This is a genomic window from [Phormidium] sp. LEGE 05292 (assembly GCF_015207735.1).
In the GTDB taxonomy this organism is placed as follows: domain Bacteria; phylum Cyanobacteriota; class Cyanobacteriia; order Cyanobacteriales; family Aerosakkonemataceae; genus Floridanema.
The window spans coordinates 24743-45038 of the sequence record NZ_JADEWG010000018.1 but is presented as its reverse complement, the minus strand read 5'-3'; the positions used below and the strand labels follow the sequence as shown (position 1 = coordinate 45038).

Annotated in this window: 15 protein-coding genes; 4 read left to right on the top strand and 11 right to left on the bottom strand. The window is 40.8% G+C overall.

All coding sequences use genetic code 11. The features are described from left to right. Positions 1-6: 6 nt before the first annotated feature. From IQ264_RS07650 to IQ264_RS07620, 7 genes are read right to left on the bottom strand one after another with little or no spacing between them, the layout of a single operon-like run. Positions 7-1896: a hypothetical protein gene (locus tag IQ264_RS07650; protein ID WP_228061356.1), complete on the bottom strand. Its 1890-nt coding sequence runs from the start codon at positions 1894-1896 to the stop codon at positions 7-9. A 2-nt stretch (positions 1897-1898) separates the two neighbouring features. Next, positions 1899-2753: a hypothetical protein gene (locus IQ264_RS07645; RefSeq protein WP_193980164.1), complete on the bottom strand. Its 855-nt coding sequence runs from the start codon at positions 2751-2753 to the stop codon at positions 1899-1901. Between the two features lie 28 nt (positions 2754-2781). Beyond that, positions 2782-4890: a TrbI/VirB10 family protein gene (locus IQ264_RS07640; protein ID WP_193980163.1), complete on the bottom strand. Its 2109-nt coding sequence runs from the start codon at positions 4888-4890 to the stop codon at positions 2782-2784. Then, the gene (locus IQ264_RS07635) at positions 4890-5681 is read right to left on the bottom strand and encodes a hypothetical protein (RefSeq protein WP_073595205.1); all 792 of its coding nucleotides are present in this window, start codon (positions 5679-5681) and stop codon (positions 4890-4892) included. The genes IQ264_RS07640 and IQ264_RS07635 overlap by 1 nt, the downstream gene beginning before the upstream one ends. 44 nt (positions 5682-5725) lie before the next feature. Beyond that, positions 5726-6835: a hypothetical protein gene (locus IQ264_RS07630; RefSeq protein ID WP_193980162.1), complete on the bottom strand. Its 1110-nt coding sequence runs from the start codon at positions 6833-6835 to the stop codon at positions 5726-5728. A gap of 21 nt (positions 6836-6856) precedes the next feature. Next, complete coding sequence (locus IQ264_RS07625; protein WP_193980161.1) at positions 6857-7591, bottom strand: hypothetical protein; 735 nt, start codon at positions 7589-7591, stop codon at positions 6857-6859. A 25-nt stretch (positions 7592-7616) separates the two neighbouring features. Continuing rightward, positions 7617-9701 (bottom strand): hypothetical protein, encoded by a 2085-nt coding sequence (locus IQ264_RS07620; RefSeq protein WP_228061355.1) that lies wholly within the window; start codon positions 9699-9701, stop codon positions 7617-7619. Between the two features lie 222 nt (positions 9702-9923). Between IQ264_RS07620 and IQ264_RS07615 the strand changes: the two genes are divergently transcribed. After that, positions 9924-12422 carry a WD40 repeat domain-containing protein gene (locus tag IQ264_RS07615; protein ID WP_228061354.1) on the top strand — a complete coding sequence of 833 codons (2499 nt, stop codon included), beginning with the start codon at positions 9924-9926 and terminating at the stop codon, positions 12420-12422. Here IQ264_RS07615 and IQ264_RS07610 read toward each other — a convergent pair. The 3 genes from IQ264_RS07610 to IQ264_RS07600 form a co-directional block, all read right to left on the bottom strand. Then, entirely contained in the window at positions 12419-12709 is a 291-nt protein-coding gene (locus IQ264_RS07610; RefSeq protein WP_193980160.1) for a hypothetical protein, read from the bottom strand. The two genes, IQ264_RS07615 and IQ264_RS07610, sit on opposite strands and share 4 nt — an antisense overlap. A 120-nt stretch (positions 12710-12829) precedes the next feature. Continuing rightward, positions 12830-13246 (bottom strand): DUF6753 family protein, encoded by a 417-nt coding sequence (locus IQ264_RS07605; RefSeq protein WP_193980159.1) that lies wholly within the window; start codon positions 13244-13246, stop codon positions 12830-12832. Then, complete coding sequence (locus IQ264_RS07600) at positions 13243-14196, bottom strand: hypothetical protein (RefSeq protein ID WP_073595195.1); 954 nt, start codon at positions 14194-14196, stop codon at positions 13243-13245. Before IQ264_RS07600 ends, IQ264_RS07605 begins: the two co-directional genes overlap by 4 nt. 359 nt (positions 14197-14555) lie before the next feature. Between IQ264_RS07600 and IQ264_RS07595 the strand changes: the two genes are divergently transcribed. Next, positions 14556-15332 carry a hypothetical protein gene (locus IQ264_RS07595; RefSeq protein WP_073595194.1) on the top strand — a complete coding sequence of 259 codons (777 nt, stop codon included), beginning with the start codon at positions 14556-14558 and terminating at the stop codon, positions 15330-15332. 142 nt (positions 15333-15474) lie between these two features. Here the strand turns inward: IQ264_RS07595 and IQ264_RS07590 are convergent, their stop codons facing one another. Further along, complete coding sequence (locus IQ264_RS07590) at positions 15475-15771, bottom strand: hypothetical protein (protein ID WP_193980158.1); 297 nt, start codon at positions 15769-15771, stop codon at positions 15475-15477. Positions 15772-15784: 13 nt separating this feature from the next. Between IQ264_RS07590 and IQ264_RS07585 the strand changes: the two genes are divergently transcribed. Together IQ264_RS07585 and IQ264_RS07580 are read left to right on the top strand one after the other, a co-directional pair. Further along, positions 15785-16294 carry a hypothetical protein gene (locus IQ264_RS07585; protein WP_193980157.1) on the top strand — a complete coding sequence of 170 codons (510 nt, stop codon included), beginning with the start codon at positions 15785-15787 and terminating at the stop codon, positions 16292-16294. A 453-nt stretch (positions 16295-16747) separates the two neighbouring features. Further along, positions 16748-20200 (top strand): hypothetical protein, encoded by a 3453-nt coding sequence (locus IQ264_RS07580; protein WP_193980156.1) that lies wholly within the window; start codon positions 16748-16750, stop codon positions 20198-20200. Positions 20201-20296 lie beyond the last annotated feature (96 nt).

Here is a 20296-nt window from a genome sequence, read left to right as displayed (position 1 = left end):
AAAAAATTACTGACAACCCATTGAGCGCAAAGCTTGTTCGTAATTAGCTCTTGTTTTCTGACCGTAGGATTTAACAGTTAATTGGCCAAAAACATCGCTAGATCGAGCATCTATGGGAATTGAATCACCGCCGAAGTGCATCTGACCTACTCGTTCGATTAACCTCGAACCTGTAAAAGATTGTCCGGTTTGAGGATCGATAGTGTTGGCGGCGCGAGCGACTAAAATTGTTGCATCAGAGCGAAATAAATCTTCTTGTTCTTGAGGATTGAAGTATTGCAATAGTTCATCTGAAGTGATAGATTGACCGCTATCTAAACGGGATAAAAATTCAGTTCCACCTGGTTTAGCAGAAATTAGCGATCGCACATCCGAACGATTTGACATAAACTGCTTACTTCCCAAACCGCGTCCACAATTTCCGGCGCGATCGCAACTGAAAGAACCTACAGAAGTATAATCACCTTCGGAAGAACTGATAGCGTTAGATAACGCATCTAAAACGACACCGTTATGGGTAACTTTGCAATCCACGATTTTTTTAGTAAGAAATCCTAAATTTCGGCTCGTTGCGCTAGGAATTTGAAAGCTATCTTTTTGCTGATAACGCGAATTGTTAGCAGTTGATTCAAGTTGTGGTGGTGTAGCACCTGTGGAAGTGGATACGCTATTGCTAGCACTTGGTTCAATTAATCCCAAGAAAATTGGCATTTTTTCTTGATAAGTGAGCCAAGGAATAGGGCCAATAAAATATGGAGTACAGCCCAAAAACTTCATGCACATACGAAAAAAGAGTGCAAGAGAAGCTTCGCCAGTTGTTTCCTTAACTTCCCAAATCGCCACTTTGAAAGCATTGCCAAATGGGTGTCGTCCGGTAGGTTCTTTACCGTTGTTAACCCGCGCTAGTACACCATGTCCGCCTTTGACTTGTTGGTACTTACCCGATATCCATTGCTTCCCCAAAACTGTCTCATCGCCAGCTAATTCGATGTGGGCACAGTCGCGATCGCACTTTACACTAAAACCTTGGCGATCGCTTCCTGAAATCGTGCGATTTTGCTCTTGTTCTGCTGTTCCAAAAGCAACATCAACTAAACCCACAGTAGAACCTACCGCTTGAATGGAGTTAGGAAATTGACTGAAAGGAACGTTACTTAATCCTGGTACTTCTTTAATCAAAACTCTTTCCCAATCTTTAAATGAACCAAGGGCAGTATTTGGTAATTCAGGAATTGAATCAAATAAAGGATAAGCTTCTAGCGGAATATCCTCAAGAGAAAGTTCGCCTAAAATGGGAGATTGTTGCAAAAGTTGACCGATGGTTTGATTTGAATTGAATCCTTGCGGAAGAGAAGCAGATAATAGGTCATTAATGGGTAATACTTTCGCAATTTTTGCATCTTTTAAAGTTGGGATAGCGTCGATCAAACTAGTAATAGTTTGGAATTTCATCGTTCCTAAATCAGCTAATTTCAAATGGGAAAAATCTAAACCAACCAGTTGAGCGATCGCCGCCAAATTGAATTTTTGAAGATAAAAAGCTGACTCAAAATCACCCAGCTTTAAAAAAGTTTCTGGCTTTTGACCTGCTATCCAACTACGTGATGGGTCGAATCCTAATTGAGAAACGATATCTGAGGGTACAGTAAAACCTCCATTAGATAAAGCTCCAGGTAAGGAACTAAAATTAATTTGGCTCCAATCGGGAATCGCTGCATGTTTAAAGGTTGTGGTTGGAATTGCTGCTACTGGTTGGTTATTAATTGGAAGTTGAGCCTGCGTAGAAGTTAAGAAAAGTCCGCTTAATACGAAAGCGAAAATAAATCCCAAGCATCCTTGACCAAACCGTTTAAATTCCTTACTATGGAACACCTTTAGTAAAAAAGTTACTAACATATTCAATCGGCTCCTCTGGAAATTCCTGGTGTTGGATACCTAGAATTTTGATAGTTAGGTACTGATGTTGGTGCTATTTGTGGTCTACTATTAACGCCATTACTGATGCTTAAATTGTGTAAGCGCAACACTACTTTGTCAGATAATCCAGAAAGTGTTGCTGCTGTCTGCAAAGGTGTACCTGCTTTCAGCCGTAGTAAAAAATTATCAATGCGATACCAAAGTCGGGAACGGGGTTGTAAAATTCCTTGCGCCAATGCAACTTGTACGCCTGTTGCGATCGTATCGTATCCTATCGAAGAATTATTTTGGCTGATGTTATTGGATAGCGTAATGTTATTGGAATAGCTAGAAGTTGGCACAACTTCAACTGTATTATAATTGGGATTTCCTTGTCCTTTTATTAATCGAAAGGTATAAACATTTCGCTGTTGACCAGAGTTAGTAACAACAGTTAGTAAAGTACTTGTTGTTGGGTAAAGTCCAGGGAATCTGAGATCGCGAATGCGGCGCAAATGTACGATTTGTGCGCCAGGACGATCGCACTGACGACTGCGAGGCAGATCTTCTAAACAACCATCTACATCTAAAGTTGCATATTGTGGGTTATCCAACCAAATTTTTTCGATAGTTTCCCCGGTGGGAATAAAACTAATATTGAGTCCATAACCTGGTACTAAAGCAAGGGTTGGAGGTTTAGCTTTGGCTCCCATCGCTTCTTGTCGATCGATGCGACGCAAAGCTGTAAATTGTTGCCGTTCTTGAGCCAATGCTGTTTGAGGAAAAGCAGCAAAAACTTCCAGAACGAAACTAGGTGCTAGTAACAGGGAAGTGAACTTTAACAAGCTTGATTTCATAGTATTATTCTCAACTAGAACAGTTAACTCAAAACTGAAAAGATTGATTGACAAAAATTTCTACATTTTGTCCGGCTTTTACATACCAAATATTGGGGCGTTGGCGGATTTCTTGCATAGCGATCGCATTTCGTTGCATAATGGAAGACAAAACAGGTGAAAAACCACCTTCTAATACTGCTCCCAAAACATTAGGCGTGCCTCGATTAATTTGGCTACGGCTTCCACCAAAACCAAAACCAGAATTGTATTCGTAAGATTCGCTTCGCGGTTGATTTAATACTCTACCCACATTACTAAGCGCACCAAAAAGGAAAGCATTAGCATCTTGCGATAAAATTTCTGAGCCTTTGTCGTCCCATTTTTTAGCAATTAAAGGTTCGCCACCTGCGCCCCGAATACTGACAACTCCAGGCGGTAAACGGTACTCTCTTCCATCAGGAAATACAACTGATTCAGCGATCGCTTCAACCCATCCATTTGACGCTACATTTGAAATGGTAAATATAATCAAAGTCCCAGAATTAAGAAGCGGTTGTTCGTAAGCATTGCACAGAGGAGATGTTAGCTGAACTGCAAACCTTTGCGTATTGGGGTTAGAAGGCTTATTAGCGTACTTATTAGCATTGGCAGTAGTGGCACCAGAAGGATTGAGAACTGGTGTAATTAATTTACCGTTGGCGCTGGTTCCCACTTGCAGATATTGACCGCTAAGGACGGGAGAATTAACGGGCAATGAGTTAATGGATTGCTGTGGCACTCTGCCCAAGAGTACATCTTCTTCAGCATCTACCGCTGGCATACCTGGGTTAGTTGCAACTAAATTTGATTGTGATTGAGTGATTCGAGAATCATTTAGTGGCAAGTTTTCTTCGGAGTTGTTTGCTTCTAAATTTGGTTGAGATTGAGCTATTGCTGATGGGGAACCATTTAGTAACAAATTTTCTTCAGCCGCTAGATCGCTACCATTACCTTGGTTAGTATAAGGCGCAGGTGGGTTGGCAATAACTGGAACAGCTTGAGGGAGAGCGAACGAACTACGCTCCGGTGCATTTGGTGAGCTTCCAGTAGAAGAATAAGCAGTTACTTGTGCTGTAGGAATGCCAGTTGGTCTTGGCATAGCTAATTCTGCCGACTGTCCGGGAACAGGTACAGCAGCAACTTCTTGAGTGCCATTCTCAGGAACATCAGCCTGTCCGTAACTACCAACGCGAGCCAATGCTTGCCATTGTGCAAGTGGATCGGGCGGCGGCAATGCCTGTGTTGCAGTTGAAGTAGGTTTTAGTGTTGGTGATGGTGCGGAACGCAGGGGCGGAGTCGATCGCACAATCTCTTGTCTAGGTCGAACAAGTGCAACGGGTGCCGAGCGAACTGAAGCTGGCTGCTGTACGGGAACCGGAACTCTTTTCACCACTTCTCTGACGATGACTCTGGGAGGGGAAGAAGTCTGGTTATTTGCTGGTGGGCGATAGACAGGATAGGCACTACGAGTTGGGGTTTGATTTGGAGAAGTATTTGTTGCTGTTGAAGTTAAACTTGGGTTTCTTGTGGCAGTTGGATTAGAAGGACTTTTAGCACGATTTAGAGCCGCTAATTGTTCGGCTTGTGTCCCAAGAGCAATCTCCGTTTTAAGTTTTCCTGTCTCATTTTCCGTTGGTGTCGGTGCAGGAGTAAACGTTGGAGTCGGAGTTGGAGTCGATGACGTTTGAGTGACTTTCCCTCGATTGAAAACGTTATTGAGAAATAGCCCAGCACTCACAAAAACCACCATTGCACCCATACCAACCAAACCACCCTTAGTCCAAGGGCTGTTAGAAAAAGTTCGCTCAGTTTTAGAATGATTTGGCTCATCTGAATCTGAATTCGACTCGAATAATTCATGGCGAGAAATAATGTTATCTGGTTCGCTGAGATTTGCTTCAGGCGAGTCTGATTTTTTAGCGGGACTGAGTTCAGTATCCTCTTCAAAATTTACTAATTCCGCTAGTTTTTTTCGATCCCAAATAGAGGTAATTTCATCTTCATTTATATTTCTAGTTGATGATTGAGATAAAGATTCGATCGAATTGCTTTCACTTGCTGGTAAATTATCAGGATCGAAATCTATAAATTGAGAATAATCTTCGGTGTTAGCCATTATAAATTCTCCTTAGTTAAATCGCGAATTGCATAAATTTCTAGCCCACTTTGGCGCACAGAATAAACTTTAGAAGCCAATTCTGATAATGTTTCAGTTGGGGCTTTGGGCGCTTCCACAGCTTGAACGTAAATCTCTTTATTAAACGGAATTACATCCCCTAAATTGCTGGTTTTGTCCATTACCATCAAGTTTGCCACCATTTTGACTTTCCACTTTCCTGATGCAATTTGAGTAGGCGGTTGAATTTCCAGAGGGACTAAAGTAACTTGAACTGAGCGGTTAAAGACTCCAGACGGAGTAATTTGAGCTAGCTTAGTAAGAAATTCTTTCCGAAAATCTTCAGACAAAGCGAAGCTGGCTTGCCATGCTGCTGTGGTAACGCGATTTCTGTTATCTATTTTGATACCTGGGTCAGGTTTGGGATTGGCAGCTTCTTCTACAGTAGTAGCTGGTAAAGTTCCCGACCAATTCATCATTAATGTAAAGATATCGGCGACAAATTGGCTAATAACTTTTGGGGTTCTTTCTTTAGAGCCAAGGGGGGCTACTGCTATAGTTTTACCTGTTTCTAATTGCACTAAAGTTGGCGGAGCTTTTCGAGCCAAACTGGAATAAGCACCGTAAAGGAGAATTACTCCTAAAAGATTGATAATATGTAATCCCAGCGTGACAACAGCAAAAAGTGCTAGAGTATCGCTTGTTGTAAAGCGCTTCTCTTGTCTTTCTAGAAAACGCAAACGTTTGGTTGTCGCTGATTCTTCGGTGTTAGGAGTTTGTAGAGGAGCCATAAACAATTCAAAAAGCAAAAAATGGGAAATTCAACAAATATGTTTTAGCGACCCAGTATCCGAGAGAATACAAAGCTAGTAACTCGCCCAACGGCATTTGCTCCCCGGCGTACATCTTTACCGCCTGCAAGTAAACCATGCCGAATCACAGTTTGTAGGGCATCAAAAACAGCTTTTCCTGCACCTGCTGCCAACGCTAGTGATAATATTGGTGCTAATAAACCAACAGCAAAAGCAAAAATCATGGGGTCATTGTCTCCTGCATTTACAACTAAAGTAGCGACCAATCCCGTTACGATATTTAAAGACAGTTTGATTAATCCAACTGAATAAAAGCCAATCAACCAGGCAAAAATAGCTCTTTGTCCAACTGGAAGTAGAGTTCCACCAACTGCTAAAGGGCCAAGTAAAGCTGTTAGTAACCAAGTGATTTCAACCAACCATTGAAAAGCCATACCAAAAGCAATTAATAATCCTCTAGCTGACATAACAAGTGTATTTTGAATACCTGATTGCAAAGTATTAACTAAGTTTTGTCCTTGCTGTAAGGGATTGAGAGAATCTAAAAAGTTTTGGTAAGACTGTGAAGGGTTAGGTGGAGCAGAAGCTTTAGCTTGTTCTATGGCATTATTCACGCAATCTTGCTGTTGGATTGGGTCGGCTTTACTAGCACATTGAGCTAAAATACCACGCGCTAAATCTTCGGAACCGATTTCTAACATCACCTTTTGATAGGCTTCTTGTAGGCTGATGCTAGAGGCTGTTTGAGTTAAGATTGTTTGATTAACTTGATTGATTAATGACCGCATACCTTTCGTAGCATCTGATAAAAGCGAGGCATTATTGGCTAGCAAACAAATAACTAAAATCGGCCAAATTAATTCGGCGAAACTGCGAATTTCTTCCCCATCAATCAAATCTTTAGCCCACTGGACTATGAAGATTAGTAAAGTACCAACGGCGAACAAAATACCGAGATTGGCGAGGGCAGTGTATAAGCCACCACCCAGTACGTCATCCCAAAGTCGATCGAGCGATTCGCTGATAAATTGAGAACCTTGTGCAGACTGATTGATAATTTGAGAAGCTTGATCTTGCACAGCCCCAAATAATAGCGACTTTTTCCATAAAAAACTTTGGGATAACATTTCCATCTTGAGTCCACCTAAAACAAGTTAGAACAATCTGGCTCGTGAAAAAATACGTAAGTTGCCAAAACCTGTGCTAACGCGATCGCTATCTGCGGCTTGGTTTTGACCGTCGATAGCACGAGAAATATTTGTTAAGTTGACATTAGCTAGTTCTTGACGTTGGGCATTTTGTGCCATATCCTGCCGCATAGAACCAAGAACACCGCTGATTTCTGCATTTTGGGCAGCTATCCGTTTCATTACATTTTGGGTAACAACATCTGATTGAGCGATTTGTGCTTGCTGCTGCACCGTTTCTACTGCTTGTTTGGTAATTTGCAGTTGTTCTTGAGTTCGTTGCTGTCCTTGTTGACTGAGCGTTGCAGATGCAGTTGCTCTGGTAATTTGGCGATCGATCTCGTTGGTTGCTCTTTCTTGAGAATTAATCGGTTCAGCAGAATTTGATAAAGTTTCTTCGACAGTTTTTCGAGTTGCTATAGGATCGGGTATTCCTAAAACGCCTTTAGCTTGCCCAAGTGCATTTTGCAAATCCGCATTAATAGAGTCTTCTAAGGGTTGAATTTTGTCATTTATGACTTGGCTAATATACCGTTGAGCTTCTTCAAAATACTGAAGAAACTGGTTTAACAAACCATTAAAAAAGTCTCCCCTACCCATCGGTGTAGTAACAGCACGACTAGGAGCAGTATAAGTAATCAAAAGCATCACAGCTAAACCTGAAATGATAGCGGATTTTTTGGAGTGTTTGTTGAGTTTCATATTGACTCCTTCTTGATTTTCAATTTCAAGCACTCTTACTTAAAGTGATAAGTTGTTTGCTGAACTCTTTAATGGCGATGAATTTATCGCTATGTTTTTGGAAAGCGATTGCACGCGCCGCCTGTTCTTCAGGATTGTTAGCAACTGCGGCTAATAACTCAGCAGATGGATAATAGCGGCAGTATGTGTAAATGCCGTTATCATCTAACAACCATTGTGAATACATTCCGCTGCGGCGGGGAAAAAAACTTTCGGTGGAATTTTTGTAAATAATTTCAGGTGGATATTTGAGAATATTTACAAAGCTATCTGCTGCTGTTGGTTGAATTCTTCCAATTAGTCGAGTGGACAAGTTTTGAAATATTTTTGCACCACTGGGAGAAGTAGCGATCGTATCAGGATCTTGTGCAGATAAAATAACACGAATACCCGATTTAGCTCCGTTAGCACATAATCTTCCAACTAAAGCGGCGATGCTGTCATACTCAAACAAAATTGGCGATTCATCAATGAAGAAAATACTCGCTGTTGATGCTAAAGCACGTCGTAAAGCTGCCGAATAAGCACTTAAAGAAAGAATGGCAGCATCTTCATCGTTGGAAAGGTTTCTCAGGGCGAAAACAAGCAACCTTGCATTACTTCTAAAAGTCGAAGGAAGCGCGATCGCTCTACCAACCCGCGAAGTCAGCCAAAACCGCAAGCGCAGTTTGATTAATTGCAGCGCCGCTGGAATATCGCCAGTGAGCGAATCCAAGCGCAGCCGTTCGGTAGAACAGTAGCTCAGAAAATCGTTTAAAGTCGGCATCTGTTGCCATTCTTCCGAACCAAAACCGTGAGTGAATGCGGTGGCGTAGCGATCGCGAATTTGCCAGTCGCTAAAGAAAGCATCCAAAGCTAAAGTTAAAATCGCTCGCACAGTGTCCAGAATGGCAGTATCTCTCATGCCACTAGTACGTTTTCCACCTATCACCATTGCCATCAATGCAGAAGTTAAAAAATCCTTATAATCTTCAAATCGCTCTTTTTGAAGTTGTGGCGATAGAGTGCTTAAATCCGGTAATTCAAATAAATTTGAAGACTCTTTTCCAATATCGAAATAAGCGCCATCTTCACCCATAAACCGAGTATAGTCTGTGAACGTACTGCTACCATCTGGTTTGGGATAATCCATTGCTACTACTGGCATTCCCCGTGCTAAAGCTTGGGTTAAAATACCTGCTGCCATCACCGATTTACCGGAGCGAGTCGTACCGAACAGACCTAAATTTTTGTGCCGATCGTATAAGTCGATAAAAACAGGCGTTCCTCCCTCTCCTGCTATTAATTCAAACCCAGTTTTATCGCCACTTCGGGTGCGGACTAAAGGCATTAATCCCAGAACTTCGCTGTTAAGATAAAGTCGGCGGCGATTGAAAGGTGTAGTCATCAAACGCTCCCAACATATTGGAAAGGTTTGCAACCAAATTTTCCAAGGATATTCGGTTTCTCTAATCACCCAAGCTGGGCGAAGAAATAAAGATTGCAAGTGACGACACGCTTCGTCTAATTTTTCCCGACTCGGACGGTAAACTAGGAAAACAACAGCAGTATGAATGCCAACTGCACCGCGATAGAGTTCAGCTTGAGCCGCAACAGCATCTTCAATTTTTAATAACGAACCGACATCAACAGAACTTTTTTCAGTAGCCAGTTCAGCGCTAACTGTAGACTGTTTGGTAATGCGCTGCATATTGCTTTTTACTAACCCATCGTTAGCTCTCATTAACTGACAATAAATTTCTGTGTCATACACTTCATCGCGTGCCAATACCTTCCATAAATAGGACATTTGAGCATATTTATCTGTCCAACCTCCTGGTTTATCTTGAAAGGTTAAAGCTCCTATGTATTTATTTTTGATATGCGTCCAACGGCGATCGGCAACGGGAACAGAAGATTCAGATTCCATTAATAAAGTTGTGGGATGTACATCTGAATATTGATTTTCTCTCAAGCCGTTTTCGTCTAAAACTAATAATTGAGGAATTGGGGGTGGTGGAGTGTCGTTGAATCTCGACCACAAATGCAACCACATTTCTTGTGCGGTAAAAGGGCGAATCGCTAAACCCATTTTGTTAGCGAGTAATTGCTCCCAGCGTTGGAAACCATCGGTGAAAGAAGCATAAAGTAACTTTTCTACTCGAAAAAAGTGGAATTCATGAATTTCTCCAGTGAATTTCTTCCATGACTTTTCGATAAAAGCTAATGCTTTTTCAATGTGATCCTCTGTTCTTGTGACAAAAAGATGTAAAATATCTTTATCGAGTAATTACAGATCTTCGCCTCTGCTGCTATGACTCAGCCAAATCTTCTGGAACTTGCCAAACAGGGCAATCCGAGAGCGATCGCCACCCTGATGAACCGCCAGCTACAACCCAAGGGAATCACAGTCAAAGCTGCGCTCAAAGATGGTTGCTTGCAAGTAATGCTGGAATCAGAACAAGTTCCAGAAGAACAGGCTATGATTGCCTTTGTTCGTAAAGGAATGATGAGCTTGGGCACTCAATCCATTACAAAAGTTAGGATTTACGGGCGACAAACTGGAGAAGATTTCCCCGCCTGGACTCAAGAATTTGCACTAGGAACAAACAGCAAAATTCAAACAGATCTTAAATCACAGCCGCAAATAGTAGCGCCACAACAACAACAGATACAAGTACCGCCATCACCATTACCATCCAAAGTAAAGCCTAAATCTGGCAATAATACAGACGATCCTAACTTTGACTTGGCATCTCTGATTACTGATGAGAACTCAGATCTCAATATGTCAGAGTTAATTAATGAATTATCTGTTTCACCAAAACCAGCACCACGACAAATATCAAAATCTCTACCCAAACAAGCTTTTACAAAATCGGAATTAGAACCCTCAACTGAGATGTGGAGATGTGTACACACTCTTAGAGGACATTTATGCGAAGTAAATTCCGTTGCTTTCAATCCTGATGGTAAGACTCTTGCCAGTGGCGGCGGAGGTACAAAGGACGCTATTAAGATTTGGGATATCGAGACGGGAAAGGAAATTTGTAGTATCAGGCAACACGATAGCTGGGTTTGTACGCTTGCTTTTAGCCCAGATGGGCAGATACTTGCTACTGACACTGGCGGGCTTCAAACTATCAAACTTTGGAATTGGCAAACAGGCAACGAGATACGAACTATTGGTGCTTTGTCGCTGGGAAAATCAGACTGGGGTCAATTTATTTCTGCTATCAGTACTTTTGCGATTGGACATTCAAACATAATTAAATCGATTGCTTTTAGCCCAGATGGACAGATTCTTGCTAGTGGTAGTGCAGATAATACTATTAAAATTTGGAAGGTACAGACAGGTAAACAAATTATTACTCTTACAGGGCATTCAGGCATGGTTCAATCAATTTGCTTTGCTCCTGACGGTAAGGTTCTCGCTAGTGGTAGTAGCGACAAGGATATTAAATTCTGGGATGTTAAAACAGGCAAGGAAATTTACACAATCAGTGGGCATACAGACTCAGTTGAATCAGTTGCTTTTAGTCCAGATGGTCAAACTATTGTTAGTGCTAGTAGGGATAAAAGTATTGCTGTTTGGGATGCCAAAACAAGCAGAAAAATTCATACCATAAGAGGTCATTCAGACTGGGTTTTTTGTGTTGCTTTCAATCCTGATGGTAAGACTTTCGCCACTGGTAGCAGAGATAAAACCGTGAAGGTTTGGGATGTCGAAACAGGTAAGGAACTCCGCACCCTTAAAGGGCATTCAAAATCTGTTCATTCAGTTGCTTTTAGCTTAGACGGACAAACTCTTGCTAGTGGTTGTGAGGATGCGACCATTAATATTTGGCAGCGTGAGCTTAAAACCCCAGCCGTGCCAGCTATTCCCACCCTTACTTTACAACCTAAAATCCAAAACTGGAGATGTCTACTTACTCTTACGGGTCATTCACGGGGCGTTGCATCTGTAGCTATTAGTCCTTCCGGGAAGATGGTAGCCAGTGGCAGTAATGACAAAACTATTAAAATTTGGCAACTGGATACCGGAGATGAACTCAAAACCCTAGTAGGTCATGAAGGCTGGTTTGCCGGAGTTAACACAGTTTTCTTCAGCCCAGATGAAGAAACTCTAGTTAGTGGGAGTTCGGACAAAACCATTAAGCTGTGGCAACTTAGCAACGGCAAGCAAGTTCGCAATTTCATAGGCCATACTCAGTTAGTTCAGTCTGTTGCCATTAGCAGGAATGGACAGACTCTAGCTAGTGGTAGTGGTGACGGAACTATCAAGTTGTGGCAGTTAGGAACAGGTCGAGAAATTAGGACTTTGACTGGACATTCTAACACAGTTAATTCTGTCGCTATTAGCCCGGACGATCGGATTTTAGCAAGCAGCAGCGATGACAAAACTATCCAACTGTGGGATCTAGCCAGTGGTGAGTTAATTCGCACTTTAGTAGGGCATTCAGGCTGGGTGCATTCTGTTGTCTTCAGCCCAGATGGGCAGACTTTAGCCAGTGGCGGGAGTCATGAAGATCACACCATTAAGCTTTGGCAATTGAGGACTGGTAAAGAAATTTATACGCTGACAGGGCATTCAGACTCGGTTCTTTCGGTTGCTTTTAGTCCAAATGGGCAGATTCTAGCTAGCGCCAGTAGAGACAAAACTATAATAATTTGGAGGCTTGATAGGGGAGAAGAAATTTGCACCCTGACAGGGCATTCAGATGCAGTTTTTTCTGTTGCTTTTAGCCCTGATGGAAAAACGCTAGTTAGTGGGAGTAATGACAAGACTATTATGATTTGGCGATGTGATTAATAAAACTTTTTAACAAAGTTTGGTTGCACTTCGCCAAAACCTTCCCAGTAACTATCGGTCTTGGCATTAAAACTAACAGAGTCAACAATTTCATCAACAACGACGCAATCATCAGTATCTATGTACCGCTTTAGTTTGTCTAGCAATTCAGCAGCACTATAGTTGCACCTGAGTTCCCACTTAGACAATAAAGACCGTTTAGCACCTAGTTGACTCAAAATGCTGTGAAGCTTTTGGTAATCTCGGTTACGATTTCTTAAATCATAGCTAATTGACAATCTTCTCATACTATTTCCTCAGTTGGTACGAATTTAGTATAATTGTACTATAATTTATTTACTGTTCGCTAGAAAAAAGAGGATCGCCCTCTCAAAATCTGAGTTTATATCAGAGGAAAGCGATCTCACTTATAAGAACCCTAACCCCAATATTCCAGCAAGGCAACCAGATGCAAGGGCTATAGTACTCCAGGGTTGTAAGCCTTCCTTCTTCTTGGCTTCGGAGCGTGCTTCTCGAATAACGGCTAAAGCTGCATCTGCGATCGCCTTTTTTTGCCGTGCAATTAGTACCCGTTCGGATAACTCCAACGATTGTTTTAATTCAGCAGAACCGTCTTTGAACATACGTTCTAAGGTGTCAGGAGTTTCAGAGAGTAGTAATTGCAACTGTCCCAATAAAATGGGAAAAATTATTCCCGGATCGTCAGGTTGCAGATCGGTTAAAGCTACATAATCCCAAACCTTTTGTTGAAAATCTTCTGATTTATCTTTTAACAATCGCTTGAGTAATGGAAAATCTTCCGGTTTTTTTACAGATTGGGTCATGGCAGGACTCCCGTTTCTGCAAATACAGTTACTGCATCTGTGATAAAATTATACAGTCGGCTTCGTTCCCATACAGGCCAAACTTTTCTGCCGTTGCCGTTTGTGCTAGCCGATAAAGCTTCCCTAAATGAAATACCTTCTGCGTTTAATTTATCACGTTCTCTCTTGGCTAGTCGAGGAAATTCCATTTGAATAATTGGTAAAATTTTATGACCAGTTTCATCTACATCTTTGATACTTCTATCTTTTTTAGCAATTTCCGGTTTTTCGATAATTGCCTGATTTTTTGTAGCTAATGGTAAACGAATAATCTTCTGAGTAAGATGTGTCAAATTAAGGTCATTATCAAGATTTTCCCAATTGCTGGCTATGCCTAAATTTCGCACTAAAATATGTTGAATATGTCCTCCATAATGCCACAAAGAATTTAAAAATAAATCGATACTTTCTTTAAATCCATTTGTGACAAACCAATAGTTGATTTGAATTTCCACATCCTTCTCTTCTTCAGGTAGTTGTATGAGCGGTAAAACAGTACGATCGAGCCAAGCACGGATATTTGTATCTGCTTGAGCAGGGAGATTAACTAAAACTGGTAATTGTTTAGCAGCTGCCCAGTTCAAAATTTCATCTGCTGCATCTTCGCGATCGGTATTATCGCTTAATTCTAAGCGGTGCGCTGCTTCTACTTCATTTTTTTGGTACATATTCCATACATCGGGATTGGTGCGATCGCAATCTACCACAATCACTTGTTGTTCTTTCTTTTGATAGTAATAAACGATGGTTTTTCCTACCGTTGATTTTCCGATTCCACCAATTTCACCACCGCTGATATGTACGACAATTTTTTCTTTTCCTACTGCGGGTGCGACAACTTCCGGCTGATTAGTATGAGCTTCTAAACTTGCTTGGTTATTGATGCGATCGCCAACTTGAATTTCCGACATTGTTTTGCTCTCCGCCTTATTTTTTGAGCTTGACCTGCGAGGCATAGTGTTTGTAACAGCATTGAATACAATTTCACTCTTTTATTTATGCCATTTTCACCAAAAAAAACCTTGTTCCTTTGGTAAGTAACTTAATTAAAGTATAAGTGTTAGCGTTTCTAACAAAAGATAGAGATGAACTCTACCTTGACTATTAAATCGGCACTTTTCCTACTAGCTAAAGTTACTTTCTTCAGTTAGATGCTCACCTGTAGGTATGGCGCGAATATTGGGATAAAGAAAGCAGTTTTTCCAGTAACTCAAATGCACTATTAGCTGATTAGGTAAAAACCTAACTGCTCGCATCTAAAGGAGTCACAATGATTAGTTCGTCCAAAAAGTCAATTAATTTGCAGCAAATTGCCGAACAATTTAAGCGAAATCAGCACGTAACAAGTAAGATAGATTTAACTGGTGAAGCGGTATATATTACCGTTGCTCAGTTGAAGGCGATCGAAACAAGCTTGTCAATTTTACCGGATGAATGTGCCTTAATTCGCATTAATGGAGCGACTACTGAAGAAGGGGAACAGAGATATTACAGCAATACTTTAACTGTCTACCTCGATGATGACAGTAAGGCTGGGATTTTTGATACTCAATTTCAAGCAATCGAAGGTTTTAAATTCATCAAATACGAAACTGGCTATGAAGGGTATCAGGATATTCTCATCGGAGATATTGAGTTGCGGATTGATTTATCTCGTTCATCTGCTTATAACGAAGATTTGCGTTTACCGGAAAAAGAACGGAAAATAGGGATTAAAAAAGGGGTAGGTGCGCCTATTCCTAAATTGTTAGCATCGGTGCCACATCCTACTGTTCCTTTGCGCGATTTAGAGGATAGTTTGATTTACAAAGTATTGAAGAAAACAGGGAAAAGTACTACTTTTGAGCGACTGCGGTGGCGTTACTTAATCCAAGATCCAAATGGGGAGGAATTTGAGGTTTATGGTAACAGCGACTTAGATACTTTAGTAGAACAAAGAGGTTGCCCTTGCGAGTTTCAAATAATTGATAGAGTTCCTTATAAAGAAGGACAGATCATCAAACTTGCTGCACCAGAGGTAGCTTCGTTTGCCGATCTCATTATTTGATGCTATTTTCCCATACAGATATGGCTTTGGTATTGATTCTGCAATGAGCGCATAGCGTTGTTGCTGATACTAATGATTTGCCAGAGCCATTTCTGTAGTAAAAGATTAAAAATAAAGCGACCTTTACAGGCCGCTTTCAAAGTTAAAAATCATCTGGAGCATTGGGGTCGAGATAGACATATTCAACTAATTCTGGTTCCATTTCCTCATCATTTTCCAAGGAATCATAACCACCAGTGAGATAGTCGTAATAATCTTCAGCATCCATATCTAAAGGCAACTCATCCAAGGGAATGCGATTAAGGAGAGCTTCGGCTTGTCTAAGGATTTGGTCATAAGAATAACCCTGAATAACCAAACCCTCAACATAATCCTCATCTAGATTTGCATCCAAAGCAAACTCCCGCTCAAACGGAGACAAAAAATCAGAATTCATCATAGTACTTACCGCCATGACACTAGTATTTAAACACTTCGATACCAGATTAAACCAATGGATAGAAAATCCATCAGACCCCAGTGGGATTTTAACAGAAGAACTGGAAAATACCCTACTAGAAGCATTTTTCCCTGAAGCAACAAACGACTTTTCCTTCGGTCATATAGATGAAAATAGTGCGCCCGAAGACTTATATAATCATCCAGAAAACCACATCTTACTACTATCTAGCGGAGGTCGATTAGTTTATGGACCTGCAAAATATTTAGAAAAAATAGAAGCCATTTGTCCAGACAGAAAAGACCGGGGTGCTTATGGTAGCATCTTTATCGGCGCTTGCCAAAATGCTGTAAACCAGCAGGTGAATATTTTAATTGTAGACGATATAACAGGGGAAAACGGAGAGATACTTCCTAACAACATAGCATGGCGATTAGTAGGAGACTGTCATGGGAAAATCTCACCAGAACTAGCAACAGAACTGAGTGAAACAGTATCGAATGTAATTCAACATAGACTATGATGTTTAGAAGGAGAATTATCTGGTCGGTTTGGCAAAGGAACAGTAGCACCATTAAACCTGAACTCACTACCCATTAAACCAGAAATCAACAGCAAAATAGATCTAATCATACCCACATCATCATTCAAAGGAGGAGACAAAAAAAATCACCCAATTCGACCAGGACTATACAGCAACCAAAGGATATTCATAGGTGAAAAAGACCGTTCCCAGTCTTCCTTAGTAGCAATTTCTCAAACACTGGATTGTGCGCCATTTGGCATAAAAGACTTTCTGCGTCAAATCGAAACAGAAGCACTATTATTAGCGAACATTCAAAAAGATCCCAGAAAAGTAGCACAACGCTACTGTGAAGCCTACGAAAAATTCCAAAAAAACCGACAACTGAAAATCGAAGAAAACGGAGAAGAAAACGATACTTCAGAATCAGAAACAGCCGAACAACAAGACCCAATGATGTATCGTCTAATTAAAGCCGACCTAGAGGGTCACTGTCAATTACTATCATCCCAAAAAGTAGTAGACGAACTAGAACGTTTCATGCAAAATCAATGGCGAGATTTAGCTTTAGGAAAAAGTATAAAATTTAATCGGGCCATGATTATACCGAGTAAAGAATTAATCAGTGGTGAAATCTGCGATATGAGATTTCCCGAAGGCGAAGAAATCTTAAACTTTCGCTCACCATATCTCAATTCCAACGGGATGTGCATTAACAAAAATAAATACGTCGCCGACGCACTAGACCCCAATGGAAAACCTCTCGTAGGAGTGGTAGTAGTCAATGACGAAACCAGAGAACGGATTGCCCAAAGAATAGAAGCCTTGCGTTCGCAAGGTATTGAAACTGATGAAATTGTGCCAGCAGAAACCGAATCAGAACGCCAAGGAAGAGACTTTGATGGTGACACAATTGGTACAGAAATAGCCAGTAAATATCCAAAGTTTGCTCAGATAGCTAATCAAAGAGAATTAACTCCAGAACTTATTGAAAGAGCGCTGCTACTGAATCGACAAATGTATCACGAAATGGTAAGTGAAGCGGGATATCAAAACCAGATAGCAGTGGATATTTTCAAAAGTAATCGCGCTCCCGATTTGGATGTAGTTAAAGAAAATTCTCGACTGCTACATCGAAATGTTGAATACATTAAAGACAAAAAACAACATGACGTTTTTTTAGAAACAGGAATTTCTACTAATGGTTTAAGTCCAAGAGAACTAATAATTCAGCAAGTTAATGAAATTTATGAAGCCAATCCGTTAGAATCACGTCCAACAGTACAGTTTCGCGACCTATTTCCCCCCAGTTATACAGAAGAACAACTCAAACAAGCTGAGGCTACTAAAGTCAAGTTCGATGAACTATTTAACGCTGCTTCAATTCAAAACCAACGCTTAAAAACCGAAAAAGGGCCAGTTTTAAAAGTACTCACTCAAAAAGGTATGGCAATAGAAGTTAGTAACTTAACTCAGTACAAGCACCCAGCCTTATTTGGAGAAAATGGAGATTTAAAAAAAATAGGAGAACGAGGAGAGCATTTAAATATCAAGTTAGTTGAAAACAAAAAAGGCTTTCATCAAAAAAGTCATCGGTGGAAAGTGTTAGCAGAAGTGGAAGGACAAAGTAATGAAGATGGTAGCTCAAAGTTTCTGCCCTTGGGAACTTTATGCGAACATTCACGGCAAACACTGAAGTCAGTTTTACAAGAGGAAGCTATTAAAAAAATTCATTCGGGCGAGGGATTGATTACTAAAAATGTATCAGTTGAAGTAGCATCACCTTTATCACAAAGACAGGTAAAGTTGATGTTTAAATTCGCTTATGATTTCCTGAGCGAATTTAACAGTAGTATTCCTGAAGAGCAAAAACTGGCAATGGCATCTGCCTGTTGGCATTTAGGGACAAGCAGAGGTTTTGAAGAAAAGTCAAAAGAGCAATCAGAAACCAACTCTAGTCAAGAATATAAAATATCCAACTTCTCCTTTGCTGCTTTTCCCGAACAAGTAATTGAACAATTAGAACAGCTTCAATTTACAAAACTTACCGTCACCGGAATTAATGCTGCCGAGTCTAATCAACATTTTGGTAGAGAATGGAACCAGGATGATTTGTTACCAGTACAAATCCAAGTACGTCAGGATTTACCAGCAGAACATCCTCGTTACAATCGTCCCTTAGTGTTTATTGAAGAAAAAGAATTTGCTCCCATAGAGTCGAGAAGTGCCCATTTACCCATAGGAACAAAAGCACTAGCCACTGTTAATCCTGACCCAGGTCACACAATTCAAGTTCAATTAAATCATCCGAGAATTAACACAGCAATTCAAATCGGTAAAGCTCAACAACATAGCTTTGCCCAAAGAGCTTTTCGGGGTGAACAGGCATCAGTGACAATTAGTTTTGTTAAACCTGAACCAATCCCAGTAATTAAAGTGGGTAATCAAGTGTTGGGTGAATTGGATAAAGCGAGCATCAATATCCTAGAAAAAGCGGGTCGTTTGGTAGATGGAAAAACTATTGATGTTACACTGAATAGTCGAGGAAAAGGCTTTGGTTCGCACGTTATTGCCACTACTGCTATCGGTAATTCTTTTCGCATCAATAAACTAGGAAAGTCTTTCTGGTCAAGCTCATTCCATAACCAAACAGCTACCGTGACTGTGGGGTTCAAAGAACGATCGCCCGAACCTGCTATTCTAATAGATGGAAAAGTTGTGGGTATACTGACCCAAAAAGAAAGCAAAGAAGCTCTCTCAAAAGCTGGTTTGTTAGTTGAGGGACAAACGTTTCAAAATGCTTTCTTAACAAGTAATTCCACCACTGCAACTATTACTGTTGCTCCAGAGAGTGTAGAATATCCAGAGACTTGGACAAAGCTAATTCAAACCGAACAGAAATCACAAATTTCTTCCGAACTTCTCGAAATTTCTCGTGGATTTCGCACAAAATTAACTCAATTACCAACGTTGTTGTTTACTAAAGAAGACCATGAGTGGTTTTCCACCAATGGAAGTTTGTCAGAACAACCTGCTTTAGGATTGTCAGTAGACAAACGATTGAGTGAGAACACTTCAAATTGGCTTTCTGCACAGGGAGTAGAATGGCTTCATTCGCCTGACGAAGCTTTAGTTTGGTCAGAAACTCAACGGGGTTATGAAGTCTTTTTTATTAAACCCGATACCGTGAAACCAGAAGTTTACCAACAGTTGATTGAACGGTGCGGCGAACTACTTCAAGCTTCAGGAAAACCGAATACTTATTTGGAACGCTTGGAATCGATGCCTAAATTACATGAAACATTGTGGTCTATTCCTGCTACTAGTTCAACAGTAGAATTGGAAGCACAAGATATACAAACAAACTTAGATGGTCAAAAGCAGTTAATGGAGTCTGCTTTCGCACAACAAGAAGAACAATACCCAGCAGCACAGGATAACCAGCAAGTAGTGCTAGAAACTCTGCAAAGCAGTGTAGTTCCTGTACCGCCAACAGTAGCTTTACAACAGGAGTATAATCAAGCTCAGTTGTTACAAGCACAGCGTACAGAGGCGATCGCTCCTATTGTCCACAGTTTCCTTTATTTGGAGGGTAAACCCACTGCTACGGGGGCGATCGCTGTGGGTAAATCGAACACAGCTGTTTGGGATCGAGGCAAATCCGAACTGACACTGTATGACAATGGTTCCACTGAAGCAAAGATTCCCAAAATGAGGGTGAGATATGAGGGAGGTAGCTATACACCATTGCCTATAGCGTCGAGTTTGGAGGAGATACAGACTCATGGAATTAAATCAGTTGAAGTGGAACACTTTGTTTCTAAAGTTAAGCCTTTAGTCGATGCCAGACTTAATCAACTTCAGGTAAACAAGAACTCCACAAAAGGTCGAGAAACACAACGATAAGAACGAGACAACTATTTCTTGGAATTTAAAACACAATTTCTCTTTTTTATGAAGAAGTTCCCTAAGCCTAGCCAGCATCTTGCTTACCCAAGCTAG